The 23678-nt window shown below is 64.1% G+C and carries 23 protein-coding genes, 1 tRNA gene and 1 riboswitch; of the genes, 19 read left to right on the top strand and 5 right to left on the bottom strand.

All coding sequences use genetic code 11. The features are described 5' to 3' along the window. Window positions 1-57 precede the first annotated feature (57 nt). Window positions 58-888, bottom strand: a complete 831-nt coding sequence (locus AC07UX_RS14440; protein ID WP_495192693.1) for an alpha/beta fold hydrolase — start codon at window positions 886-888, stop codon at window positions 58-60. 131 nt (window positions 889-1019) lie between these two features. Here AC07UX_RS14440 and AC07UX_RS14445 point away from each other — a divergent pair, with 131 nt between their 5' ends. From AC07UX_RS14445 to AC07UX_RS14480, 8 genes are all read left to right on the top strand, one after another. Beyond that, window positions 1020-2003, top strand: coding sequence for a GlxA family transcriptional regulator (locus tag AC07UX_RS14445; RefSeq protein WP_495192694.1), 984 nt, complete (start codon window positions 1020-1022; stop codon window positions 2001-2003). Between the two features lie 122 nt (window positions 2004-2125). Then, window positions 2126-3652 (top strand): DNA recombination protein RmuC, encoded by a 1527-nt coding sequence (locus AC07UX_RS14450; protein WP_495192695.1) that lies wholly within the window; start codon window positions 2126-2128, stop codon window positions 3650-3652. Between the two features lie 83 nt (window positions 3653-3735). After that, a complete protein-coding gene (locus tag AC07UX_RS14455; RefSeq protein WP_495192696.1) occupies window positions 3736-3909 on the top strand; it encodes a hypothetical protein in 174 nt (57 codons plus the stop codon). Window positions 3910-4124: 215 nt separating this feature from the next. Beyond that, window positions 4125-4754 carry a nicotinate-nucleotide adenylyltransferase gene (locus AC07UX_RS14460; protein WP_495192697.1) on the top strand — a complete coding sequence of 210 codons (630 nt, stop codon included), beginning with the start codon at window positions 4125-4127 and terminating at the stop codon, window positions 4752-4754. A gap of 12 nt (window positions 4755-4766) precedes the next feature. Then, complete coding sequence (gene rsfS / locus AC07UX_RS14465; RefSeq protein WP_495192698.1) at window positions 4767-5168, top strand: ribosome silencing factor; 402 nt, start codon at window positions 4767-4769, stop codon at window positions 5166-5168. A 111-nt stretch (window positions 5169-5279) separates the two neighbouring features. Continuing rightward, window positions 5280-5702, top strand: coding sequence for a 23S rRNA (pseudouridine(1915)-N(3))-methyltransferase RlmH (locus AC07UX_RS14470; RefSeq protein ID WP_495192699.1), 423 nt, complete (start codon window positions 5280-5282; stop codon window positions 5700-5702). Window positions 5703-5837: 135 nt separating this feature from the next. Then, a complete protein-coding gene (locus AC07UX_RS14475; protein WP_495192700.1) occupies window positions 5838-7073 on the top strand; it encodes a murein hydrolase activator EnvC family protein in 1236 nt (411 codons plus the stop codon). A gap of 104 nt (window positions 7074-7177) precedes the next feature. Further along, window positions 7178-8527 carry a S41 family peptidase gene (locus AC07UX_RS14480; RefSeq protein WP_495192701.1) on the top strand — a complete coding sequence of 450 codons (1350 nt, stop codon included), beginning with the start codon at window positions 7178-7180 and terminating at the stop codon, window positions 8525-8527. A 129-nt stretch (window positions 8528-8656) separates the two neighbouring features. Here the strand turns inward: AC07UX_RS14480 and AC07UX_RS14485 are convergent, their stop codons facing one another. Then, a complete protein-coding gene (locus AC07UX_RS14485; protein WP_495192702.1) occupies window positions 8657-8848 on the bottom strand; it encodes a hypothetical protein in 192 nt (63 codons plus the stop codon). A 259-nt stretch (window positions 8849-9107) separates the two neighbouring features. Between AC07UX_RS14485 and AC07UX_RS14490 the strand changes: the two genes are divergently transcribed. The 4 genes from AC07UX_RS14490 (at window position 9108) to AC07UX_RS14505 (ending at window position 11212) form a co-directional block, all read left to right on the top strand. Beyond that, window positions 9108-9602, top strand: coding sequence for a disulfide bond formation protein B (locus AC07UX_RS14490; RefSeq protein WP_495192703.1), 495 nt, complete (start codon window positions 9108-9110; stop codon window positions 9600-9602). Further along, complete coding sequence (locus tag AC07UX_RS14495) at window positions 9599-10153, top strand: demethoxyubiquinone hydroxylase family protein (RefSeq protein ID WP_495192704.1); 555 nt, start codon at window positions 9599-9601, stop codon at window positions 10151-10153. Before AC07UX_RS14490 ends, AC07UX_RS14495 begins: the two co-directional genes overlap by 4 nt. 31 nt (window positions 10154-10184) lie before the next feature. Then, a complete protein-coding gene (locus AC07UX_RS14500; protein ID WP_495192705.1) occupies window positions 10185-10718 on the top strand; it encodes a hypothetical protein in 534 nt (177 codons plus the stop codon). Window positions 10719-10810: 92 nt separating this feature from the next. Continuing rightward, window positions 10811-11212: a hypothetical protein gene (locus AC07UX_RS14505; protein ID WP_495192706.1), complete on the top strand. Its 402-nt coding sequence runs from the start codon at window positions 10811-10813 to the stop codon at window positions 11210-11212. 27 nt (window positions 11213-11239) lie between these two features. Here the strand turns inward: AC07UX_RS14505 and AC07UX_RS14510 are convergent, their stop codons facing one another. Then, window positions 11240-12838 (bottom strand): amidase, encoded by a 1599-nt coding sequence (locus AC07UX_RS14510; protein WP_495192707.1) that lies wholly within the window; start codon window positions 12836-12838, stop codon window positions 11240-11242. Beyond that, the gene (locus tag AC07UX_RS14515; RefSeq protein ID WP_495192708.1) at window positions 12835-13248 is read right to left on the bottom strand and encodes a DUF1801 domain-containing protein; all 414 of its coding nucleotides are present in this window, start codon (window positions 13246-13248) and stop codon (window positions 12835-12837) included. Before AC07UX_RS14515 ends, AC07UX_RS14510 begins: the two co-directional genes overlap by 4 nt. Window positions 13249-13281: 33 nt before the next feature. Then, window positions 13282-13420, top strand: a riboswitch (yybP-ykoY riboswitch). A 71-nt stretch (window positions 13421-13491) separates the two neighbouring features. Here AC07UX_RS14515 and AC07UX_RS14520 point away from each other — a divergent pair. The 6 genes from AC07UX_RS14520 (at window position 13492) to gltB (ending at window position 22939) form a co-directional block, all read left to right on the top strand. Next, window positions 13492-14070, top strand: a complete 579-nt coding sequence (locus AC07UX_RS14520) for a TMEM165/GDT1 family protein (protein ID WP_495192862.1) — start codon at window positions 13492-13494, stop codon at window positions 14068-14070. Between the two features lie 80 nt (window positions 14071-14150). After that, entirely contained in the window at window positions 14151-15077 is a 927-nt protein-coding gene (locus AC07UX_RS14525; protein ID WP_495192709.1) for a complex I NDUFA9 subunit family protein, read from the top strand. Window positions 15078-15179: 102 nt separating this feature from the next. Then, a complete protein-coding gene (locus tag AC07UX_RS14530) occupies window positions 15180-15989 on the top strand; it encodes an undecaprenyl-diphosphate phosphatase (RefSeq protein ID WP_495192710.1) in 810 nt (269 codons plus the stop codon). 164 nt (window positions 15990-16153) lie between these two features. Further along, entirely contained in the window at window positions 16154-17605 is a 1452-nt protein-coding gene (locus AC07UX_RS14535; protein ID WP_495192711.1) for an NAD(P)-dependent oxidoreductase, read from the top strand. Beyond that, window positions 17605-18315, top strand: a complete 711-nt coding sequence (locus tag AC07UX_RS14540; protein WP_495192863.1) for a DUF2059 domain-containing protein — start codon at window positions 17605-17607, stop codon at window positions 18313-18315. The genes AC07UX_RS14535 and AC07UX_RS14540 overlap by 1 nt, the downstream gene beginning before the upstream one ends. 85 nt (window positions 18316-18400) lie before the next feature. Beyond that, window positions 18401-22939: a glutamate synthase large subunit gene (gene gltB / locus AC07UX_RS14545; protein WP_495192712.1), complete on the top strand. Its 4539-nt coding sequence runs from the start codon at window positions 18401-18403 to the stop codon at window positions 22937-22939. Here gltB and AC07UX_RS14550 read toward each other — a convergent pair whose 3' ends face one another. Continuing rightward, window positions 22940-23428: a hypothetical protein gene (locus AC07UX_RS14550; RefSeq protein WP_495192713.1), complete on the bottom strand. Its 489-nt coding sequence runs from the start codon at window positions 23426-23428 to the stop codon at window positions 22940-22942. 160 nt (window positions 23429-23588) lie between these two features. Between AC07UX_RS14550 and AC07UX_RS14555 the strand changes: the two genes are divergently transcribed. Beyond that, window positions 23589-23675 (top strand) — tRNA-Leu (locus tag AC07UX_RS14555). The last annotated feature ends 3 nt before the right edge of the window (window positions 23676-23678 follow it).

Below are 23678 nucleotides of genomic sequence, written 5' to 3' on the forward strand. Positions count from 1 at the left end.
CGTCGCGCGCGAAGCCGAAAAATGCGTCTCGATACGCGCGAACCGAACGGAATTGCGTCAGCCGTTGATGAAATCGAGAAGGTCGGCGTTGAACCGGTCCTGATGCGTCTGGGTCAGCCCATGGTCGGCCCCTTCATACACGATCAGCACCGCTTGCCGGACGATCTTCACCGTGGACAAAGCGGATGCGCCGATCGGGACGATCTGGTCGTCATCGCCATGCAACACCAGCGTCGGCACATCGACCTTGGCCAGGTCAGCATGGAAATCGCTCTCGGAAAAGGCGCGGATGGAGTCGAGTTGCCCTTTCAGGCCACCCATCATTCCCTGCCGCCAGAATTCTTGCGCGATCCCTTCGGATATCACCGCCCCGTCGCGGTTGTATCCGTAGAAGGGAATGGTCAGATCCTTGAAAAACTGGCTGCGATTGTCGAACGTCCCCTTGCGGATGCCATCGAACACATCGATCGGCAACCCGTCCGGATTGGCCTCGGTCTTCAGCATCAACGGCGGGACCGCGCCGACCAGCGCCAGCTTGGCGACTCGCGCCGTGCCATGGCGACCGACATACCGGGTGACTTCGCCGCCGCCGGTCGAATGGCCCACCAGCACCACGTCGTTCAGGTCCAGCGCCGCGATCAGTTCGGCCAGATCGTCGGCATATTGGTCCATATTATTGTTGGCCCAGACCTGATCCGACCGGCCATGGCTGCGACGGTCATGGGCGATCGTGCGAAAGCCGCGATCGGCAAAATAGACCATCTGCGCGTCCCACGCATCGGCGCTGAGCGGCCAACCATGGGAAAAGACGATCGGCTGGCCATCGCGCGTCCCCCAATCCTTGTAGAATATGCGGGTACCATCTGTGGTGGTGATGAAATTGCTCATGATGAAAGTCCCTTTCCGTCTCGCAGAAGAGCGTCTCTCACGCCCTGTACTTGCAGGATTAGGGAGAAAGGCAGAGGATCGGGATTGGCGGTTCCGACATTAAGCGGGCCGATTCCGACAAAGGGGCTATCATGACCGTTACGCCGCCGCCACGGGCCGAAATCGGCATCCTCCTTTATCGCGACTGCCAGCAGGCGATGGTCCATGGCATGACCGACCTGATCGCCATCGCCGGGCAATATTCGCTCCAGCATGGCGGTCCGCTGGTCCGGGTCAGCCATTGGCGGATGCAGGCCGACGGCGGCTTCGCCCGCTGCCACGACACGCATGATGGCCTGCCCGGCACACCCGACTTCTGGCTCATCCCCGGTCGCCTGGCCGGCGTGCCGGATGCGCAGGAGGCCGCCCCCTATGCCCGCTGGCTGCTCGACCGCCATGCACAGGGCGCCACGCTCGCCTCCAACTGCGGCGGCGCCTTCCTGCTTGCCGCCACCGGCCTGCTCGACGGTCGCCCCGCCACGACCCACTGGTGGTTCGCCGAAGCGTTCCGCACCCGCTTCCCTGCCGTGAAGCTGGATTGCGACCGGATCGTCATCGACGATGGCGACATCATCACCGCCGGCGGGCTGATGGCCTGGACCGACCTTGGCCTGCGGCTGGTCGACCGGCTGCTCGGCCCAACGGTAATGCTCGACACCGCCAAATTCCTGCTGATCGACACCGCCGGGCGCGAACAGAAGCATTTCGCCCGCTTCATGCCGCGCATGACCCATGGCGACGAAGTCATCCTGAAGGTGCAGCACTGGCTCGCCGCCCGTGAAGCAAAGCCGCTCAGCGTCGGCGAGATGGCGGCGCAGGCGGCGCTGGAGGAACGCACTTTCCAGCGCCGCTTCAAGGCCGCGACCGCCATGACGCCGATCGAATATGTCCAGCATCTGCGTGTGGCGAGGGCGCGCGAGCATCTGGAATTCACGAAGCGCAGCATCGACCAGATCGCCTGGAGCGTCGGCTACGAGGATGCCGCCGCCTTCCGCAAGCTGTTCCACCGTCTCGTCGGCCTGTCGCCGGGCGACTATCGCCAACGCTTCGCCGCGCCAACCGTCCAAGCGGCGTGATATTAATAGTTAGCTAACTATCTAATTTATCCTGTGCGATTCCCCTGTCTTACTCGCTGTCTCACTTGCGGCCGCCGCCCCCGCCCGCTAGGTTCCCGTTTCGTTCCAGACAAGGATATGCAATGGACAGCCTGGCCGCCCTTTTGATCGTCATCGCCCTGCTGATCGGCCTTGCCGTCGGCTGGCTGCTCCGGGGCAGGGCGCTCGCGCCGCTGGCCGTCGAAAAGGCCGATCTCGCCGGCAAGCTGGACCTCGCCACCAGCCAGCGCAACGGCGCCATCGCCGAACTGGCGGTCGAGCAGGAGCGCGTCCATCAGGCCACGACCCAGATCGCCCGGCTCGAAGCCGCGCAGCAGGCCGCCGACCAGCGGCTGGACGCGGTCCAAATCGCCGCCACGCAAAAGCATGAAGCGCTGCAAGCCGCCGCCGCCCAGCGCATCGAGTCCATCCAGGCCGACCGCGAAGCCGCGCTGCGCGAGCTGGCCGCGCTCAAATCCGACACCCAGGCCCGCACCCAGGCCTTCGAACAGCAGATCGCCGCGCTCAAGGACGCCAAGGAGCAACTGTCCGCCCAGTTCAGCGAGATTGGCGGCAAGCTGCTGGATCAGGCCCAGACCCAATTCCTGACCCGCGCAGACCAGCGCTTCGCCCAGGCGAACGAGAAGAGCGAGGCGCAGCTGAAAACCCTGCTGAACCCGGTCGAAACCACCCTCAAGCGCTATGAGGAGGGGCTTGCCCGCGTCGAGAAGGATCGCGTGGGCAGCTATGCCGAATTGCGCGAAGCGGTGCAGCAGGTGCATCTGGGCCAGGGGCAGGTGCGTGATGAAACCGCCAAGCTGGTCAATGCCCTGCGCGCCGCGCCCAAGACCCGCGGCCGCTGGGGCGAGCAGCAGTTCAAGAATCTCATCGAAACCGCCGGCCTCTCTCCCTTCGTGGATTTCAAGGAGGAAGTGTCGGTCGCGGTCGAGGCCAATGGCTCTGAAACTCGGATGCGGCCGGACTTCGTCATCAACCTGCCCGGCGACCAGCAGATGGTGGTGGACGTCAAATGCTCGCTCGTCGCCTATCTGAACGCCGTCGATCAGGTCGATCCGGCGCTGCGCGACGCGCATATGCTCGACCATGCCCGCGCCATGCGTACCCATGCCGACGCGCTGGGGCGCAAGGCCTATTGGGAACAGTTCGACAAGGCGCCGGATTTCGTCATCATGTATGTGCCGGGCGACAATTTCGTCACCGCCGCGCTGGAGGCCGACATGGACCTTTGGGAGCGTGCGGCGAAGAATCGCGTCATCATCTGCGGCCCTGCCACCTTCCTCCCCCTTGCCCGCACGCTGGCCGGCCATTGGCGCCAGGCCAAGATGCAGGAACAGGCGCAACAGGTCGGCCAGTTGGGCAAGGAGCTTTACGAGCGCCTGTCGGTCGCCGCCACCCACCTCAAGCGGCTCGGTTCCGGTCTCAACAGCGCCGTCTCCAACTATAACAGCTTCATCGGCAGCTTCGAAAGCCGCGTCCTGTCCACCGGTCGCAAGTTCCGCGACCTCGACATCGAAACCGGCGGCAAGGATATCGAGGCGATGGAGCCGCTCGACGTCCTCGCCCGCGACGCACAAGCGGACGAGGCCAAGGCGCTGCCGGCGGCCGAGTAAATAAAGCAGGAACAAGCCTCTCCGCCCCGCGTATCTTACACAGAAGCGACGCAGATCATCGCAGTCGCGGGTCGGAGAGTGTCATGTGGAAGGCTATATTGTTCCGCCGCCCGTTGCGGCGGCATGAAGACAGGACAGAGAAGATCGCGCCGGCACGCAAGGCGTCATCCGTCGCCGACGGTCCCTTCGCCGACTTGATGGAAAAGCTGGACCGCATCCCCTATCGGCGCCAGTGGAAACGTGCGCCGGGGCATTGAGCGGCACCATCCTGTCCTATTCCCCACCTCCCGTGATAACGGGATTATGGGCGCGATGCAGACATTCAGCGCGCAAGATAATATCCTACCTTACTTCTTAAATGTCGCAATCAGCGGGAAATGTGCGAAGTTAAGCGCGTCTCTTCCTATCTTTCATGCCCGACTTCTGCGGCGGCCCCATTGCCGCCTTGTCCGCACGCTGGCATGGCATGCCCATGAAAAAGATCGGCCTGCTCGGCGGCTCCTTCAATCCGGCCCATGGCGGCCATCGCGCCATCTCCCTCTTCGCCAGGGACGCCCTCGGCCTCGACGAAATCTGGTGGCTCGTCTCCCCCGGCAACCCGCTCAAGCCCGCCAAAGGCATGGCCCCGCTGCCCGCACGCCTCGCCAAAGCCCAGCATGTCGCCCGCCGTTCGCCGATTCGCGCCACCGCGATCGAGCGCTACCTGCGCACCCGCTACACCGTCGACACGCTCCGCGCGCTAACCCTGCGCTACCCCCGCAACCGCTTCATCTGGCTGATGGGCGCCGATAATCTGGCGCAATTTGGCCAATGGCGCGACTGGCGCGGCATTGCGCGGCAAATGCCCATTGCCGTTATCGCCCGTCCGGGCTATGATAGGGCTGCCCGTGGCTCTGTGGCCATGAGCTGGCTGCGGCGCTTCGTCCGGTCCGCGCGCCAGAGTGCAGACTGGACGAATTGGAGACCACCGGCGCTCGTGCTATTGCGCTTTCGCCCTGATCCAAGATCGGCGACCCTGCTGCGGCAGGCGGACCCCCTCTGGCATCGCGAATATGAAGCAACGTGTGCGCGCGATCCGCTCATGCGTCGGTACGTCATCTAGATTGGAGTTTCATTGTCTAACCTCGCCCCTGCCAACGATCCGGTCTTTGCCGCCGATTCCGTGGCCGCTCTCCATGCCCTCGTCATGCAGTCGCTCGACGACGACCAGGCACAGGAAACCATCTCCATCCCGCTGGAAGGCAAGAGCAGCATCGCCGATTATATGGTGATCGCCAGCGGCCGTTCGTCGCGTCAGGTCGCCGCGATCGCCCAGCATCTTGCCGAACGGATCAAAAAGGAAACCGGCCGGTCCGCCCGTGTCGAAGGACTTCCGGTCGCCGACTGGGTGCTGATCGACGCCGGCGACGTGATCGTCCACCTGTTCAAGCCGGAAGTGCGCAGCTTCTACAATCTGGAACGGATGTGGGGCTTCGTCGACGCGCCGGTCGCGGGCAACGGCCTAGCCGCCCACTGACCGTTCAGTTCGAGCAGCATCGAGCGCAGTCGAGATGCGCCTGTCGAGAAACCTTCTCGACTTGGGTTCTCGACAAGCTCGAACCTATGCGCGAAGCGAACGGAATTCGTCATGCTCCTCCACATCATAGCACGCGGCAAGATCGGGCGCTCGCCCGAAGCCGATCTGGTCGATCGCTACACCAGGCGATTGACCATGCCCCACAAGATCACCGAAATGCCCGATCGCGGCGGTAAGCCGCCCCCCGCCGGTCCCGGCACGGTGACGGTGATGCTGGATGAAAAGGGCAAGCAACTCGGCTCCATGGAGTTCGCCCGCCGGATCGAGGGATGGCGCGACGCGGGTACGCGCGAATGTCGCTTCCTGATCGGCGCGGCGGATGGCTTCGATGATGCGGACCGTGCGAACGCAGACCTGCTGATCGCTTTCGGCGCCATGACCTGGCCGCATATGATCGCCCGCGCGATGCTGGCCGAACAGCTCTGGCGCGCCTGCTCCATCCTGGCCAATCATCCCTATCATCGCGAAGGCTGAAACAGTCTGAAGGCGTCTGGCACAGTCACCAACTGACAGAATGCGCCCAGCAAAAGAAAGAGCGGCACATATCGTTCGCCGCTAGAAAGCCGCCCGGTTTCCGCCTAGGCAGGACCGATAGAGGCGGGGCATCGGGTGAAGCGTAGCATCCTCATTGCAAGCGGACTGATGGGCCTGTTGGCCATCGCCGCCACGCGCCTGCCCGCCGCCAATGATGCCGCGATCATCCTGTCCGGCACCGCCGGCACCACGCTGGCGCAGGAGCAGCAGGCGCTCAAAAATGCCCGCCGCCAGTCGGACGAAGCCCGCGAGCGCTCCGCCCGGCTGGATCAGCAGGCCAGCGCCGCCCGCGACGAAGCCGAACAAGCCCGCCGGCGCGCCGCCGCACTCGCCGCGCGCATCCAGCAGGCGGAGGCTGACATTCAGGCGGCGCAGGCCCGCATCGCCATCATCAATCGGCTGCAACGCGCCCAGGCCGCCCGGCTCGCCGCCAGACAGGAGCCGGTCGTTCGCCTGACCGCCGCGCTCCAGATGATGGCCCGCCGCCCGTTGACGCTGGCGCTGGTCCAACCGGGGTCCGTCGCCGACGCCGTGCATATGCGCGCCGTGCTGGGCCAGGTGCTGCCCGTCATCGAGCAGCGCACCGCCGGCCTGCGGCAGGAACTGGACAAGAGCCGCGCCCTGCGCGCCACGGCGCAACAGGCATCCGACGCCCTCACCCAGGCGCAAACCGACCGCAAGGATCGGCAAACCGCCATGGCCGCCCTCGAAGCGCAAAAGCGCGTCGCCGCCCGCGACTATCGCGCCAATGCGGGACTTGAAAGCGAACGCGCCCTTGCGCTGGGCGAACGCGCCCGCGACATCGTCGACCTGATGGACCGGCTGGAGGAAGCGGGCGACCTGCGCGAGCGGCTGGCCGCCCTGTCCGGCCCGCTGCTTCGCCCCGCCCGCCCCGACCAGGCCGGTGCCGCCGCTCCGGAACGGGAGGCGTCCGCCGGCGGTCCGCCGCCCTATCGCCTGCCGGTGATCGGCCAACTCGTCACCGGCATGGGCGAAGTGAATGACGGCGGCGTCCGATCGCGCGGCCTGACCCTAGTGACGCAACCCGGCGCGCAGGCGATCGCGCCGACAGCCGGCCGCATCGCCTTTGCCGGCCCCTATCGCGACTATGGCCAGATCCTCATCATCGACCATGGTCAGGGCTGGACCACGCTCATCACCGGCCTGCACCGCGTCACAGCCCAGGTCGGCGACACCGTACGCCAGGGCGAACCTGTCGGCATTACCGGTCCCGAACGCCCGAATATCACCGTCGAACTGCGCCGCAACGGCCGCCCGGTGGACATCGTGCCGCTGGTGGGGCTCGGTTAACCTTACGCTCATCGATCCCGCGCGACACTCCATCGAAGCGCGCTTTTGCGTTGCGGCACGAATCGGCCTATATCGGAGCATTGATGCACACTCCTAGGACAGCCATGAAATCCACTTTCCTCCAGGGCGCGGTTGCGCTCGGGGCGCTTGCGCTCATTCCGGCTACCACCGCAGCGCTCGCCGACGGGGAAGCGTCCAGCTACAAGGCGCTCGACGAATTCATGGACGTGTTCCAGAAGGTGCGCAGCGACTATGTCGAAAAGGTCGACGACGAAAAGCTGATCAAGGGCGCGATCGACGGCATGCTGGCCAGCCTCGACCCGCACAGCAGCTTCCTTGATGCGCGCGATTTCCAGAATCTGCGCACCCAGACCGAGGGCAGCTATGGCGGCCTCGGCCTCTCGGTCACGCAGGAAGATGGCGCGGTCAAGGTCATCGCGCCGACGCAGGACACCCCCGCCTGGCGCGCCGGCATCAAGGCGGGCGACTATATCACCCATATCGATGGCCAGCTCATCTATGGCGGCACGCTGGACGAGGCCGTGGACAAGATGCGCGGGGCGCCGGGCACCAGCCTGAAGCTGACGCTGGTCCGGGCCGGTCGCGACAAGCCGATCGAACTGACCCTTACGCGCGAGATCATTCAGTTGAAGCCCGTCAAATGGGAAGTGAAGAATAATATCGGCGTCATCAACATCGTCAGCTTCTCGGCCAATACCGGGGCCGACGTGCGACAGGCGATTCGCAGCATCGACAAGAGCCTGGGCCACAAGCCTACCGGCTATATCCTCGACCTGCGTTCCAACCCCGGCGGCCTGCTGGACGAAGCCGTGACCGTGAGCGACACTTTCCTGGAGCGCGGCGAGATCGTGTCGCAGCGCGGCCGTGCGAAGGGCGATGTCGAACGCTATTATGCCAAGCCGGGCGACGATGCGAAGGGCCTGCCGGTGATCGTGCTGGTCGATGCAGGCTCCGCCTCGGCCTCCGAAATCGTGGCCGGCGCCTTGCAGGACCAGCATCGCGCGCTGGTGATGGGCGAGCGCAGCTTCGGCAAGGGGAGCGTCCAGACGATGTTGCCACTGTCCAACACGACCGCGCTGAAGCTCACGACCGCGCGCTATTACACGCCGTCGGGCCGCAGCGTGCAGGAAGGCGGCATCCAGCCGGACATCCGTGTCCCGCAGCTGTCAGACCCCGATTACAAGAACCGGCCGAAATTTCGCGAAAGCGACCTGCGCCGCCACCTGATCAATGAGATCAAGACCGACGACAAGGCATTGGAAGAGGATACGAAGGACGATCCGCGCTTCGCCATGTCCGCCGAAGATCTCAAAAAGAAGGGCGTCGAGGATTTCCAGCTCGACTATGCGCTCAAGACGATCTCGCGTCTGGCCAGCACGCCCGGTGCGACCATTGCGCAGGCACAGGCTGCAAGGAAGCCCGGCGCCAAATAAGCTTTGCATTTATAAGGTGGGCTATGAGGTCTTTCCTCATAGCCCGCTACACATGCGAGCAATCATGAGTGGCAATTATGCCGGCCGACGCAAGCCAAAGGTCGCTTCACGCTTCCCTTGGTCTCACGGTCATCTGTCAGCGGCAAACCTGATGCCAGCTGCCACGCTCGTACGTGGTCCGGCAATGCTGGCCGCGCCGGTCCGCATGATCGCGTCCCCTGTCATGGCGGCGCCGATCGTCGTAACGACGCCGATCTTCATAACGGCGCGCTTCATTCCGCCTCTGCTCCCGATATCGGGGTGGCTGCCGGCGATCATCATGACGCTCTACCGAACGATAGTCTCGATCGGGATAAGCCATGGATGGGGTCGCCGACATCAATGTCGCGATCGTGGCAACACAGGCGGCCAGTCGGGTGAGCTTCATATCATCTCCATAATCTTTCCATCCTTAAACCCGCCCGCCACCATTAGGTTGCGTATGCAGACTTTCATGGAGATGCCGGCTGGCGGGCGCCCAGGCCGGTTTTGCGACAAAGTTCAGCATGACGAAAGGATGTGGAGCGTTTAAGCGGCGGATATGAACAGCCTGTCCCCTTCCCTTGCCAAGGCCCGCCTGCTGGCGCTGCTCGCGCCGCTTGTCATGCTGGCCGGTGCCTACGCCTTCCAATATCTGGGCGGGCTGCATCCCTGCGAAATGTGCTGGTGGCAACGTTACGCCCATTTCGCCGCCATTCCGTTCGCTTTGATCGCCTATGCCGCGCGCGGCCGGGCCTGCGTCAGCGGCCTGTTCGCGGGCTTGGCCGGTATCGCCGTCGGCGTCAGCGGCCTCATCGGCCTGTTCCATGCCGGCGTCGAATATGGCTGGTGGGAAGGGCTGACCACCTGCTCTACCTCTCCCGCTGGCGGAAGCGGCGCCGACATATTGAACCAGATCATGGCCAGCCCCATCACCCGCTGCGACGTCGCGCCATGGCAGATGTTCGGCATTTCGATGGCGGGCTATAACGGCCTCTTGTCCAGCGTGGCCGCGCTCGCCATCTTGGCTCTGTTGCTGAAAGCGAGGAAGGCATGAGTGCTGCCAAGGATTTCCCCCGGCCGGGCAAGCGGCTGAGCGACGCCGATCGCGCGTCCATGGTGCGGGTCGATCAAGCCGGCGAGTTCGGCGCGGTGCGGATCTATGGCGGGCAACTGGCCGTGATGGGCGATCGCCATCCCTATGGCCGGCTGATCGCCGGCATGGCAGCGCAGGAGGAGCGGCATCGCGCCGCCTTCGACGCGATGATCGCGCGGCGCGGCGTGCGGCCCACCATCCTGTCGCCCTTCTGGCATGTCGCCGGCTTCGCGCTGGGTGCGGTCACTGCCGCCATGGGTCCAAAGGCCGCCATGGCCTGCACCGCTGCGGTCGAAACGGAAATCGACAAACATTATGCGGACCAGCTGGATGCTCTGGGCGAAGAAGATTCGGAACTCTCCGCCGCCATTGCGGATTTTCAGGCGGAAGAGGTCGAACATCGCGAGGCCGCCATCGCCCATGGCGCCGAGCAGGCCCCCGCCTACCCCGTCTTGTCGGGCGCCATCCGTTTGGGATGTCGGGCCGCCATCGCCCTATCAAAAAGAATATGACGCCCACGCGCATCTGAAAAAGGACGGACTGATGATGAAGACCCCGATGATCGCAGCATTGTTGATGCTGGGCGCGTCCGTCCCCGCTCTGGCGCAACCGGCCTCCGCGCCGACCGCCGTGACCGATCCGGCGTCGGAAAAGGTCAATATCGTCATCGTCTATGGCGAAGATGCCTGCCCGCAAAGCGCTGGTGACGACATCGTCGTATGCGCCCGCAAGGGTGAAGAGGAACGCTATCGTATTCCCGAACCGCTGCGTGGCGACCCGAACAAGCCCAGTACCCAGGCCTGGGGCGAGCGCGTGCGGTCGATGGAATATGTGGGCCGGTCCGGCACCGAAAGCTGCTCGCCGGTGGGCGGCGGCGGCGCGACCGGCTGTTTCGCGCAGCTTTCGCGCCTGGCCAAGGCCGAGCGGCAGGCGCTGGACAATGCCAGCTGGAAGGATCTGGTCGCGGCCGAACGAGCCAAGCGCCTGTCGACCATCGATTCCGACAGCGATGCGATCGAAGCACGTGTGAAGGCGGAGGAAAAGGCGGCGGCTCAGCCGACACCGCCGCAGAAATAACGGTTCCGGGGCGCCGGCGGCGTCCCATCCGATACCATCGGGCCATGGGCAAGCCCGCTGGTTATGCAACAGGGGTGTGAAGGATTTTATCGATGCGCCACCCTGTCCTGCTTCCCCTCATTGGCTTGCTGCTGGTCCCGATGCTACCCGCAACGGCTGCCGCGCAGGCGGAGCCGCCGCCTGAGCGGATCATCAACCTGCTGGTCTATGGCGACGATCCCTGCCCCCAGAGCAAGGGCGACGAAATCGTCGTATGTGCGCGCAAGCCCGAATCGGAACGGTATCGCATTCCCAAGAAGCTGCGTGAAAAGCCTGCGGTCGCGGGTGGCCCCGGCTGGGGCAGTCAGGTCGCGAACATGGAACAGGTGCAGCGTCAGACCCTGCCCAACAGCTGCTCGGTGATCGGCAGCAACGGCTTCACCGGCTGCACCGCGCAGATGCTGCAACAATGGTTCGCCGAACGGCGCATGCAGCAAAGTGCGGGCGAACCCTGACACAGGTTTCGGAGCAAACGGGATGTTTCACGGCCGGGAAACTCGCGGCATGAACTGCCTTTTGCCCTCCAATTCCGGGCCGGTGTCCACGGTCGGCCGAAAGTCGGGCCGCAATTTCAGACCCGCCGCCTGCTCATAGGCATAGCCGGCATCAAGCAATCTCTGCTCGGCATAGGCCGTGCCGATGAAACTCAGCCCCACCGGCAAGCCGCGCAGCTGGCCCATAGGCACGGTCAAATGGGGATAGCCCGCGATCGCCGCCGGCCCGGTCGAACCGCCCGGCCCCTCATATTGATCGCCCCAGACGGTGTCGGACGGCCAGGCCGGGCCATAGCTGATCGCCACCAGCAAATCGACGCGATTGTCCGCCAGCATCGCGTCGATCCCCTCCTTCCCTGCAAGCCGCAGCGACTTTGCTCGCGCCGCGCGATAGTCCGGATCGTCCAAGCTCGCTTTCGCCTGCGACAAAGCGAATATGTCCTGCCCGAACAGCGGCATTTCTTCCGCCTTATGGGCGTTATCGAACATCATCAGCGCGGCCAGCGTTCGGCTTTCCACCTGATCGGGGCGCGTCGATGCAAGATAGGCATTGAGGTCGGCTTTGAATTCATATTGCAGCACGTCGTAACTGGCGGCAGACATGCCTTCCATGGCTGGCTTCTTCACCTCCACCAGTGTCGCGCCCAATCCTTCCAGCACTGCCAGCGCCCCGTCATAGCGGGCCAGCAGGTCGGGCTGCGAGCCACCACGCAGCACGCCAATGCGCATGCCCCGCACCTTTGCCGGGTCAAGCCCCGCAGCATAATCATGTGCATGAGCCATGGCGTCGGCCGTCGCCGGATCCCCGCCATCGCTTGCGATGAGCGCAGAGAGCAGGATCGCGACGTCACGCACGCTGCGCGCCATCGGGCCAGCGGTATCCTGACTATGGCTTATCGGCACGATATGGGTCCGGGGAATCAAGCCGATGGTAGGCTTAAATCCCACCAGTCCCATCATGGAGGCAGGGCAGATGATCGAGCCGTTGGTTTCGCTGCCGATCGCGGCGGGCGCGAAGCCGGCCGCCACCGCCGCGCCCGATCCGCTGGACGATCCGCAGGTCGTACGATCGAGCGCATAGGGGTTGCGGGTCAGGCCGCCGATCGCACTCCATCCGCTCATCGACCGTTCGGACCGGAAATTGGCCCATTCGCTCAGGTTCGTCTTGCCCAGGATGATCGCCCCCTTCGCCTTCAGCGCGGCGGCTACCGGCGAATCGCGGCCAGGATCATTGCGGGCCAACGCCAGCGACCCGGCAGTGGTGGGCATCCCCGCCGCCTCGATATTATCCTTGAGCAGGATCGGTATGCCATGGAGCAGCCCGCGCACCCTCCCCGCGCGCCGTTCGGCATCCAGCGCCCGCGCCTGCACCACCGCCTGTGGGTTGAGGGCGATGATGGCGTTCAGCCTTGGCCCCTTGCGATCCAGAGCGGCGATCCGCTTCAGATAGGCGCGCACCGCCTTCTCGCTGCTCGTGCGGCCGGCAGCCAGATCGGCTGAGAGAGAAGCGATGCCGCTATCCTCTATCTGCGCATGCGCCGCGGGCGCGGCAAGCACCAGGGCGAGACAGAGCGGCCATGGCGTCATCGAGGATATTTCCTGTCCATATGGTCGAGACTCTTGACGATCAGCCGCTCCAGCACCGCCATGTCGATCTGCGTCAGGCGCTTTATGTAGAGACAGCCTTTACCGCGCCGATGCTTGCCGAGCGGCGCAAAATCCGCTTCGTCCAGTCCCGCAAGGTAGAAAACCAGCTCCGCCTTGCGCGGCGAAAAGCCGATCCGGCACATGTCGCCTTCCCGCCCGCTATCATAGCGATAATGGTAGCGGCCAAAGCCGATGATGCTCGGCCCCCATAAATGCGCCGGTTCACCCGAAAGGCGCGCCATCAGGGCCGCGACCCTGCGCCCATCCGCCTGCCGTTCGGGTGGATCGACCTGCGCAAGGAAATCCTCGACCGCTGCATCGGTTTCGACCGTCTTGTTTGGCTGCGCCATAGCTTGCCTTCTCCGCCCGCTTTCAGTAGGGGTTAGCGCGTCATCTGGGGAGTAGCCAGCCGTTCCGCGTCAAGCGAGCGGGCCATGCGTCAACATATTTGGTCGAGAGGCCATGGCGTATGGGAAGCGGATCATATCCGCATCGGGCGAGACCAATGGCATCGACGCTTTCCTGTCCGGCCGGGCGGAAAGCGACGATGGCATTGTGTCTGCTTAAGCTACGCCCGGCCCGGAAACATGACGATGGAAGCTTTCCTTACCTCCGCCGCGCTGGTTGCGCTCGCCGAAATGGGCGACAAGACGCAGTTGCTCGGCATGCTGCTCGCCACCCGCTTCAGAAAGCCGGTGCCGATCATCCTGGGTATCTTCGCGGCCACGGTGGCCAATCATTTCCTCGCCGCGCTGGTCGGCCATTCGATCGCCGGCGTGCTGACCCAAAACTGGTTCCGCTATGCCGTCGCCGCCTCCTTCATCGCCATGGCCGCCTGGACGCTGGTGCCCGACAAGATCGACGAGGACGCGCCACTCAAGGCCCCGTCCAGGGCCGGCGTGTTCGTTACCACGCTGGTCGCCTTCTTCCTGGTCGAGATGGGCGACAAGACGCAGGTCGCCACCGTGGCGCTAGGCGCCCGATTCGACAATCTTATGGCCGTCACCATGGGCACGACCCTGGGCATGATGGTCGCCAATGTCCCTGCCGTCCTGTTCGGCGAAGCACTGGCCAAGAAGGTGCCGATGCGCGCCTTGCAGATCGGCGCGGCGCTGCTGTTCCTGGGCCTGGGCCTGTGGATGCTGGCCGATTTGCAGGGCTGGCTTGGCTAAAGTCAGTTGTCAGCGCGCGGTGGCTGTTGCAAGGGGAATGGCAGAGTCATTCCCCTAAACATGGACATGGGACGCGCGTGATGAAGGACAGTCTGGTAACGATCTTCGGCGGCGGCGGCTTTCTGGGCCGGCAGGTCGCGCAGGCGCTGATGGCGCGCGGCGCGCGCGTGCGGATTGCGCAGCGCGACCTGGCTAGCGCGGTCAAGATAAAGGCGCTGGGCAATCTGGGCCAGTCCCAGTTCGTCGCGGCCGACATCCGCAAGCGCGCGACGGTCGATCGCGCCATCCATGGCAGCGACATCGTCATCAACCTGGTCGGCATCCTGTCGGGTGATTTCGACGCCTTCCATAGGGAGGGCGCGGCCAATGTCGCGCAGGCCGCAGCGGCAGCGGGCGTCACTGCGCTGGTCCATATCTCCGCCATCGGCGCGGATGCTGGCAGCCCCAGTGCCTATGGCCGATCGAAGGCTGCGGGCGAAGAAGCGGTCAAGGCCGCCTTCCCGACCGCGACCATCATCCGTCCCTCTATCGTCTTCGGCGCAGAGGACCAGTTCCTCAACCGCTTCGCCCAGATCATCGGCTCCGCGCCGGTCGTCCCGGTGATCGGCGGCGCCACGAAATTTCAGCCCGTCTATGTCGCGGACGTCGCGCACGCGATCGCCAACGCAGCCGATCAGCCTGGCGTCTTCGGTGGCAAGACGTTCGAGGTCGCCGGTCCGCAGGTGATGAGCATGAAGGAAATCAACGCCTGGATCGCCAAGGCGATCGGGCGCGACAAGGCTCTGGTGGACGTTCCCAATGGCTTCGCGTCGCTGCTGGCGCTGCTGCCCGGCGGGCCGATCACCCGCGACCAGCTCGCCATGCTGGGCCGCGACAATGTCGCCGCTCCGGATAGCGAAGGGCTGGCCGCGCTGGGTATCGACGCCACGCCGCTGGCCGCCGTCGCTGGCAAGTGGATGGTGCGCTATCGCCGCCATGGCCGCTTCGCCGGCCGGGTCAGCGCCTGAACGCAGAGAAGGCGGCGGGGCGATCGTTTAGATAGCCTCGCCAACAAGGCTCCTCCCCGCAACCGGGGAGGATTTTTTATGCCAAGCACATAGGGCTTTGCCATGGACCTCCATTATCTAACCGTCATCCTGCTGGGTATTGTCGAGGGGTTGACCGAATTCCTGCCCGTTTCCTCCACCGGCCACCTGATCCTGGCGAGCGAATTGCTGGGCTATGATTCATCCGCCTGGGCGATGTTCAACGTCATTATCCAGCTCGGTGCGATCCTGGCGGTGGTCGTGCTCTACTGGCGCACCTTCTGGGCGGTGGGCATGGGCCTGCTGCGGCGTGAACCGGTCAGCTGGCGGTTCCTGCGCAACCTCATCATCGCCTTCATCCCTGCCGCCCTTATCGGCCTGGCCGTTCACGACTATGTCGAAATGCTGCTTGGCGCGCCCAAGGTCGTCGCCTGGGCCCTGATCGCGGGCGGCATCGCCATATTGCTGATCGAACGGGCAGTGAAGGACCATCGCTTCCACGGCATCGCCGACATTCCGGTCGTCCGCGTGATCGGCATCGGCCTGATCCAATGTATCGCGATGATACCCGGCGTCAGCCGTTCGGGTGCGACGATCATGGGCGCGCTGACGCTGGGCGTCGAACGGCGCACGGCCGCCGAGTTCAGTTTCTTCCTGGCCATCCCCACCATGTTAGGCGCCACTACGCTCGAACTGCTCAAAAAGGGCGATCAGATCACCAGCGCTTCGGTGGGATGGGACAGCATTGCGCTGGGCTTCATCGTGTCCTTCATCGTCGCATTGCTGGTCATCAAATGGTTCGTCGGGCTGGTGTCGAAACATGGATTCGCCCCCTTTGCCTGGTACCGAATCATCGCCGGCGCGGCTGCTCTCATCTGGCTCGCCGCCAGATAGGTCCGGATCGGTATAAAATTAACGCCAGTATTTGCGATTTATTCTCAAAAATGGCAAAATTGCCTGAATAACAGGTAAGCTATACTGTCTTAAATGCCAAAATCCACGTGACTCCGTCGGTTTTCCTGCTATGCGCACTTCAGCAACATAGTAGGGACTAGGGTATGGCCGACAATCCGATGCTGAAATTCGTGGGCAAGGTGCAATCCTACCCGGAAAAACGCGCGGCGGATGATCGTGCCGACGACTTTCTGGAAATCAGCAAGTCGTTCATCCTGGACAAGGCCGAGGAACAGGCGTCGCGCTGCTCGCAATGCGGCGTGCCTTATTGCTCGACCCATTGCCCGCTCCACAATCATATCCCGGACTGGCTGCGCCTGACCGCCGAAGGGCGTCTGCGCGAAGCCTATGAACTGTCGAACCTGACCAGTACCATGCCGGAAATCTGCGGTCGCATCTGCCCGCAGGATCGCCTGTGCGAAGGCAATTGCGTCATCGAATTTTCCGGTCATGGCGCGGTGACCATCGGCAGCGTCGAAAAATACATCACCGATACCGCCTGGAAGGAAGGCTGGGTCGAAGCGCTCGTTCCCGGTCAGCCGCGCGGCCAGTCGATCGGCGTGATCGGCGCGGGGCCTGCGGGCCTTACCACCGCCGAATATCTGCGCGTGGCAGGCTATGACGTGCATGTCTATGACCGGCATGACCGCGCCGGCGGCCTGCTGACCTATGGCATCCCCGGCTTCAAGCTGGAAAAGGACGTGGTCATGCGCCGCATCCAGCGCCTGAAGGATGGCGGCATCGTCTTCCACGAAGGGTTCGAGATCGGCCGCGACGCTACGCTGGAGCAATTGCGCCAGAAGCATGACGCAATCCTGATCGCCACCGGCGTCTATAAACCGCGCGACATCAAGGCGCCGGGCGTCGGCGCCGCCGGCGTGGTGAAGGCGCTCGACTATCTGACCGCCTCCAACAAGGCCGGTTTCGGCGATGCGGTGCCGCAACATCAGGATGGCACGCTGCTGGCGACGGGCAAGAATGTCGTCGTCATCGGTGGCGGCGACACGGCGATGGACTGCGTCCGCACTGCCATCCGCCAGGGGGCCAAATCGGTGAAGTGCCTGTACCGCCGCGACCGGGAGAATATGCCCGGATCGCAGCGCGAAGTCGCCAATGCCGAGGAAGAGGGCGTCGAGTTCGTCTGGCTCACCGCACCGATTGCCTTTGAAGGCACAGAGCATGTGACCGGCGTCAAGGTGACGAAGATGCGTCTGGGCCAACCCGACGCCTCCGGCCGTCGCGCGCCCGAAGCCGATCCGGGCAGCGAACATACGCTGGAGGCCGATCTGGTCATCAAGGCGTTGGGCTACGATCCTGAAGACCTGCCCCGCCTGTTCGGCAGCGAAGAGCTGTCGGTCACCCGCTGGGGCACGTTGCGCGTCGATCACAAGACGATGATGACCAGCATGGACGGCGTATTTGCCGCTGGCGACATCGTACGCGGCGCATCCTTGGTCGTCTGGGCGATCCGCGACGGCCGCGACGTCACTGACCATATGCACCGCTATTTGAAGGCGAAGGCCAAGGCAGCGGCGGGCGAAAGGGTCGCGGCGTGATGCGCGCCGCCATCCTGTCCCTGTTCCTGCTGGCGGCGCCGGTCGCCGCCCACGCGCAGGCCCCGGCGGCTACCGTCCAGCCGGTCGATCCCGCGTTGCTGGCCAAGGCTCAGCCGATCGCCTCCATCATCCTGCCCGACGGTACCATGGAAAAGATGATGGGGCCGATGATGCAGAAGATGATGGGACCGATGATGGACGGCATGACCAAGATGCCGATCCGCGAGTTCCTGAAAGTCGGAGGGATCGATCCTGAGCGGGCGGACAGTTTGGGCGAGGGCACCATCGAGGAGATGATGGCGATCATCGACCCCAATTTCCGCAAGCGAATGGACGTGATCGTCAACAGCATGATGCCGGCTATGGGGCGTTTCATGGGACGCTATGAACCGGACATGCGTGACGGCATGGCAGAGGCCTTCGCCTATCGTTACACTGCGGCTGAACTGGATCAGATCAGCGCGTTTCTTAAAACGCCGGTCGGGGCCAAATTCGGCGCCGGCTTCATGGAGCTGGCCACCGACCCGCATTATATTGGCAGACTGCAAAAGGTCATGCCCGAAATGATGCAGGCCATGCCGGAGATCATGAAATCATCCGCCGCCGAACTCGCCAAGCTGCCCAAGCCGCGGACCTATAACGACCTGACAAAGGCCGAACGCGACCGTCTCACCGCATTGCTCGGCACGGACACGAAAAAAGCCAACTGACAATCGCGCCGGTCATGCCGGCACCATATGGAATGACAGCGGCCGTGCCCGAAAAACGGACGGCCACATGCAAGGGTAAGTCCTCATGACCGACACCAATTTCATGGCCAGCCCGCAAGAGCGCGCACGCATCGCTGCCGAGGGCATGTATCATCCCGATCTGGAAGGCGATGCCTGCGGCGTTGGCCTGGTCGCTGCGACGGACGGCCGGCCCAGCCGCCGCGTGGTCGCCAGCGCGATCGATGCTCTCAAAGCCGTGTGGCATCGTGGCGCGGTCGATGCTGATGGCAAGACGGGCGACGGCGCTGGCATCCATGTCGATCTGCCGGTGCGCTTCTTCGATGACGCCATCGCCGATTCCGGCCACAAGCCGCTGCCCAATCGCCTGGCCGTCGGCATGATCTTCCTGCCGCGCACGGACCTAGGCGCGCAGGAAGCGTGCCGCACCATCGTCGAGAGCGAAATCATCGAGGCGGGCTACACCATATATGGCTGGCGTCAGGTGCCGGTGGACGTTTCCGTCATCGGCCAGAAGGCGCAGGCGACCCGTCCCGAAATCGAGCAGATCATGATCGCCGGCCCGATGCCGGAAGAACGCGATCAGGCCGAGTTCGAAAAGGATCTCTACCTCATCCGTCGCCGGATCGAGAAGAAGGTCATCGCCGCGCAGATTCAGGATTTCTACATCTGTTCGCTGTCCTGCCGGTCGATCATCTACAAGGGCCTGTTCCTGGCGGAATCGCTGTCGGTCTTCTTCCCAGACTTGCAGGACGAACGGTTCGAAAGCCGCGTCGCCATCTTCCACCAGCGCTATTCGACCAACACCTTCCCGCAATGGTGGCTGGCCCAGCCGTTCCGCACCCTCGCCCATAATGGTGAGATCAACACGATCCGCGGCAACAAGAACTGGATGAAGAGCCACGAGATCAAGATGGCTTCCCTCGCCTTTGGCGAGCAGTCGGAGGATATCAAGCCGGTGATCCCGGCCGGCGCGTCGGACACCGCCGCGCTCGACGCCGTGTTCGAAGCGATCTGCCGCTCAGGCCGCGACGCGCCCACCGCCAAGCTGATGCTTGTGCCCGAAGCATGGCAGGCCGACAGCGCCGATCTGCCCAAGCCGCATGCGGACATGTACGAATATCTCGCTTCCGTGATGGAACCGTGGGACGGCCCCGCCGCACTGGCGATGACCGATGGCCGCTGGGTCGTGGCCGGCGTCGATCGCAACGCGCTGCGGCCGCTGCGTTACACGCTGACCGGCGACAATCTGCTGATCGTCGGCTCCGAAACCGGCATGGTCGTCGTGCCCGAAACCACCATCGTCAAGAAGGGCCGCATGGGTCCGGGCCAGATGATCGCCGTCGATCTTCAGGAAGGCGAAATCTATGACGACCGCGCCATCAAGGACCAGATCGCCGGTGAGCGTCCCTATGGCGACCTCATCAAGGACTTTTTGACCGTCGATGATCTGGCCGAGGCGCCAAGTGCCCTGCCGACCTGGGACAAGGCGGAACTGACCCGCCGCCAGGTAGCGGCCAACCTGACGCTGGAAGATATGGAGCTGATCCTCAGCCCCATGGTCGAAGATGCGAAGGAAGCGATCGGGTCGATGGGCGACGACACGCCGCTCGCCGTCATTTCCGACAAGCCGCGCACGATCAGCCATTTCTTCCGCCAGAATTTCAGCCAGGTCACCAACCCGCCGATCGATCCGTTGCGCGAACGGCACGTCATGAGCCTGAAGACGCGCTTCTCCAACCTCCACAACATCCTGGAGGAAGGCGCGCAGAACAGCCATGTGCTGGTGCTGGAATCGCCGGTGGTGACGAGCGGCGAATGGTCTCGGCTCAAGGCCTATTTCGGCCCGGCCGTGGCGGAAATCGACTGCACCTTCCCGGCTTCGGGTGGGCAGGAGCAATTGCGCGCCGCCATCGCCCGCATCCGCGAGGAAGCCGAGCAGGCTGTGCGTGAAGGCCGCACCGAAATCTTCCTGACCGACGAAGGCGTCAGCGCCGATCGCGCGGCCATCGCCGGCGTGCTGGCGGCGGCGGCGGTGCATACGCATCTCGTCCGCAAGGGGCTGCGCAGCTATGCCTCGATCAACGTCCGCTCCTCCGAAGCGCTCGACACCCATTATTTCGCAGTGCTGATCGGCGTCGGCGCAACCACGGTGAACGCCTATCTGGCCGAAGCCAGCATCGCAGACCGCCACAGCCGCGGCCTGTTCGGCGACCTGTCGCTGGACGCCTGCATCGAACGTTATCGCACGGCCATCAACGAAGGCCTGCTGAAGATCATGTCCAAAATGGGCATCGCGGTCGTCAGCTCCTATCGCGGCGGCTATAATTTCGAAGCCGTCGGCCTGTCACGCGCGCTGGTCAATGATCTCTTCCCCGGCATGCCGGCCAAGATTTCTGGCGAGGGCTATGCCTCGCTCCATTACAGCGCGATGCTGCGCCATGAGAAGGCATTCGACGCGGCGGCCGTGCGCCTGCCGATCGGCGGTTTCTATCGCCAGCGCCAGGGTGGCGAGAGCCATGCCTATTCCGCGCAACTCATGCACCTGTTGCAGACCGCCGTCGCGACCGACAGCTATTCGACCTATCTGCAATTTTCGCGCGGCGTGCGCGATTTGCCGCCAGTCTATCTGCGCGACCTGATGGAGTTCAACTTCGCCCGCGAAGCCGTGCCGATCGACGAGGTGGAAGCCACCACCGAAATCCGCAAGCGCTTCGTGACGCCAGGCATGTCGCTTGGCGCGCTCAGCCCCGAAGCGCATGAGACGCTGGCGATCGCCATGAACCGCATCGGCGCCAAGGCCGTGTCGGGCGAAGGCGGCGAGGACGCGAACCGCTTCAAACCCTATGAAAATGGTGACAACGCCAACAGCGTTATCAAGCAGATCGCGTCGGGTCGCTTTGGTGTCCATGCCGAATATCTGGCGTCGGCCGAAGAAATAGAGATCAAGGTCGCGCAGGGCGCCAAGCCCGGCGAAGGCGGGCAGCTGCCCGGCTTCAAGGTGACCGAATTCATCGCCAAGCTGCGCCATTCGACGCCGGGCGTGACGCTCATCTCGCCGCCGCCGCATCATGACATCTATTCGATCGAGGATCTGGCGCAGCTCATCTACGACTGCAAGATGATCAACCCGCGTGCCCGCGTGTGCGTGAAGCTGGTCAGCCAGGCCGGCATCGGCACGGTGGCGGCAGGCGTGGCCAAAGCTCACGCAGACGTCATCCTGATCGCCGGCCATGTCGGCGGCACCGGCGCGTCGCCCCAGACCTCGATCAAACATGCCGGCACGCCATGGGAAATGGGCCTGTCCGAAGCCAATCAGGTGCTGACCCTCAATGGCCTGCGCCATCGCGTCAAGCTGCGCACCGACGGCGGCCTCAAGACCGGACGCGACATCGTGATCGCCGCAATTCTGGGCGCGGAAGAATATGGCATCGGCACATTGTCGCTGGTCGCCATGGGCTGCATCATGGTGCGTCAGTGCCACAGCAACACCTGCCCGGTGGGCGTGTGCGTGCAGGATGAGAAGCTGCGAGCCAAGTTCACCGGCACGCCGGAAAAGGTCATCAACCTGATGACCTTCATCGCCGAGGAAGTGCGCGAAGTCCTCGCCCGCCTTGGCTTCCGCAGCCTGGATGAGGTGATCGGGCGGACCGAACTGCTCAAGCAGGTCAATCGCGGCGCCGAGCATCTGGACGATCTCGACCTGAACCCGATCCTGGCCAAGGTGGATGCGCCCGACGATCAGCGCCGCTTCAGCCTGACCGCATGGCGCAACGAAGTGCCCGACAGCCTGGACGCGCAGATGATGCGCGATGCCAAGGCCGTGTTCGAGCGTGGCGAGAAGATGCAGCTGACCTACACGGTGCGCAACACGCACAGGGCGGTCGGCACTCGCCTGTCATCCGCGGTGACCGACCGGTTCGGCATGTCGACGCTGGCCGACGGCCACCTCACCGTGCGCCTGCGCGGTTCCGCCGGCCAGTCGCTGGGGGCGTTCCTTTGCAAGGGCATCACCCTTGAGGTCTTCGGCGACGCCAACGACTATGTCGGCAAGGGCCTGTCGGGCGGCATCATCAAGGTGCGCACGACCGTCTCCAGCCCGCTCTCGTCGAAGGACAACACCATCCTGGGCAACACCGTCCTCTACGGCGCGACCAGCGGCAAGCTGTTCGCGGCAGGTCAGGCCGGTGAGCGCTTCGCGGTGCGCAATTCGGGCGCGCAGGTGGTGGTCGAAGGCTGCGGCGCGAACGGCTGCGAATATATGACCGGCGGCACGGCGGTGATCCTGGGCAAGACCGGCGCCAATTTCGGTGCAGGCATGACCGGCGGCATGGCCTTCATCCTGGACGAGGATGGCAGCTTCCCGACGCAGGCCAACCCGGAAGGCATCGTGTGGCAGCGGCTGGACAGCGCCTATTGGGAAACGCAGGTCAAGGCGCTGATCGCCGAACATGCGGTGGCCACAGACAGCAAATGGTCCAACACCATCCTGGACGATTGGGACCGCTGGCGTCGGTATATCTGGCAGGTCTGTCCGAAGGAAATGCTGGGTCGCCTTGCCCATCCGCTGAGCGACGCAGCGGCGGAAACGGTCGCAGCCGAATAATTATTGGGGCAGGATGCTCTCCGCCGCCGCTGGTACCAAAACCGGTGGCGGCAAAGCGGCGTCCTGCCTTTCGCGCGTCATCGCCACGGCAGGGGGCGGCGTATCGCCCGACGCGAATCGCGTAATCTTCGGTGGCAACGGGTGAACCGGCGCAGGCGGTTCCACGACTGTCTCCATCGCATAATCGTCCGACGGCACATCATAGCCAGTGTCGATCGGGTCCGCCGCATCCAGCCCCGCCATGTCCGCCTTCCAGCGTCGCTCGGTCAGCGTCGGCCCGCATCCGGTACAATGGATGGTGCCCGGCCCCTCGTCGGACGTGAAGCGCGCTTCCTCCATAGCGCCACCATCGATCGCGGTATCGATCGTAGCACTGGCAGCACGCGCCGGTGCCTGCGGGCTGGTCACATAGCTGCCAAGGCCAAGGCCCATGACCGCTGCCACGCCCAGCGTTACGCCGGTACCCATCCAGAAATGTGCCGAGAGCATGTGGCTTCTCCCTTACCGCCGGCGTCGCTGCGCCGGGCTGGCTTCAGCTTCTCCAATCAATCACAACGCGAAGCACGATCACTTGTTGCATGACCCAAAAGCCTTTGCTAAGGGCCGCCTCCTACCAAGGCACCGGCCCCGCCGGTTTCCTGTTTGATGTGCGGTCATGGCGGAATTGGTAGACGCGCAACGTTGAGGTCGTTGTGGCCGAAAGGCCGTGGAAGTTCGAGTCTTCTTGACCGCACCATCA

Source organism: Sphingobium sp. GW821-FHT02B05, assembly GCF_059421905.1.

Excerpts from the sequence above, each read along its gene's own strand:
- AC07UX_RS14440 (WP_495192693.1), bottom strand. The coding sequence starts at position 888 with ATGAGCAATTTCATCACCACCACAGATGGTACCCGCATATTCTACAAG.
- AC07UX_RS14445 (WP_495192694.1), top strand. The coding sequence starts at position 1,020 with ATGACCGTTACGCCGCCGCCACGGGCCGAAATCGGCATCCTCCTTTAT.
- AC07UX_RS14450 (WP_495192695.1), top strand. The coding sequence starts at position 2,126 with ATGGACAGCCTGGCCGCCCTTTTGATCGTCATCGCCCTGCTGATCGGC.
- AC07UX_RS14455 (WP_495192696.1), top strand. The coding sequence starts at position 3,736 with ATGTGGAAGGCTATATTGTTCCGCCGCCCGTTGCGGCGGCATGAAGAC.
- AC07UX_RS14460 (WP_495192697.1), top strand. The coding sequence starts at position 4,125 with ATGAAAAAGATCGGCCTGCTCGGCGGCTCCTTCAATCCGGCCCATGGC.
- AC07UX_RS14470 (WP_495192699.1), top strand. The coding sequence starts at position 5,280 with ATGCTCCTCCACATCATAGCACGCGGCAAGATCGGGCGCTCGCCCGAA.
- AC07UX_RS14480 (WP_495192701.1), top strand. The coding sequence starts at position 7,178 with ATGAAATCCACTTTCCTCCAGGGCGCGGTTGCGCTCGGGGCGCTTGCG.
- AC07UX_RS14485 (WP_495192702.1), bottom strand. The coding sequence starts at position 8,848 with ATGATGATCGCCGGCAGCCACCCCGATATCGGGAGCAGAGGCGGAATG.
- AC07UX_RS14490 (WP_495192703.1), top strand. The coding sequence starts at position 9,108 with ATGAACAGCCTGTCCCCTTCCCTTGCCAAGGCCCGCCTGCTGGCGCTG.
- AC07UX_RS14495 (WP_495192704.1), top strand. The coding sequence starts at position 9,599 with ATGAGTGCTGCCAAGGATTTCCCCCGGCCGGGCAAGCGGCTGAGCGAC.
- AC07UX_RS14500 (WP_495192705.1), top strand. The coding sequence starts at position 10,185 with ATGATGAAGACCCCGATGATCGCAGCATTGTTGATGCTGGGCGCGTCC.
- AC07UX_RS14505 (WP_495192706.1), top strand. The coding sequence starts at position 10,811 with ATGCGCCACCCTGTCCTGCTTCCCCTCATTGGCTTGCTGCTGGTCCCG.
- AC07UX_RS14510 (WP_495192707.1), bottom strand. The coding sequence starts at position 12,838 with ATGACGCCATGGCCGCTCTGTCTCGCCCTGGTGCTTGCCGCGCCCGCG.
- AC07UX_RS14515 (WP_495192708.1), bottom strand. The coding sequence starts at position 13,248 with ATGGCGCAGCCAAACAAGACGGTCGAAACCGATGCAGCGGTCGAGGAT.
- AC07UX_RS14520 (WP_495192862.1), top strand. The coding sequence starts at position 13,492 with ATGGAAGCTTTCCTTACCTCCGCCGCGCTGGTTGCGCTCGCCGAAATG.
- AC07UX_RS14525 (WP_495192709.1), top strand. The coding sequence starts at position 14,151 with ATGAAGGACAGTCTGGTAACGATCTTCGGCGGCGGCGGCTTTCTGGGC.
- AC07UX_RS14530 (WP_495192710.1), top strand. The coding sequence starts at position 15,180 with ATGGACCTCCATTATCTAACCGTCATCCTGCTGGGTATTGTCGAGGGG.
- AC07UX_RS14535 (WP_495192711.1), top strand. The coding sequence starts at position 16,154 with ATGGCCGACAATCCGATGCTGAAATTCGTGGGCAAGGTGCAATCCTAC.
- AC07UX_RS14540 (WP_495192863.1), top strand. The coding sequence starts at position 17,605 with ATGCGCGCCGCCATCCTGTCCCTGTTCCTGCTGGCGGCGCCGGTCGCC.
- gltB (WP_495192712.1), top strand. The coding sequence starts at position 18,401 with ATGACCGACACCAATTTCATGGCCAGCCCGCAAGAGCGCGCACGCATC.
- AC07UX_RS14550 (WP_495192713.1), bottom strand. The coding sequence starts at position 23,428 with ATGCTCTCGGCACATTTCTGGATGGGTACCGGCGTAACGCTGGGCGTG.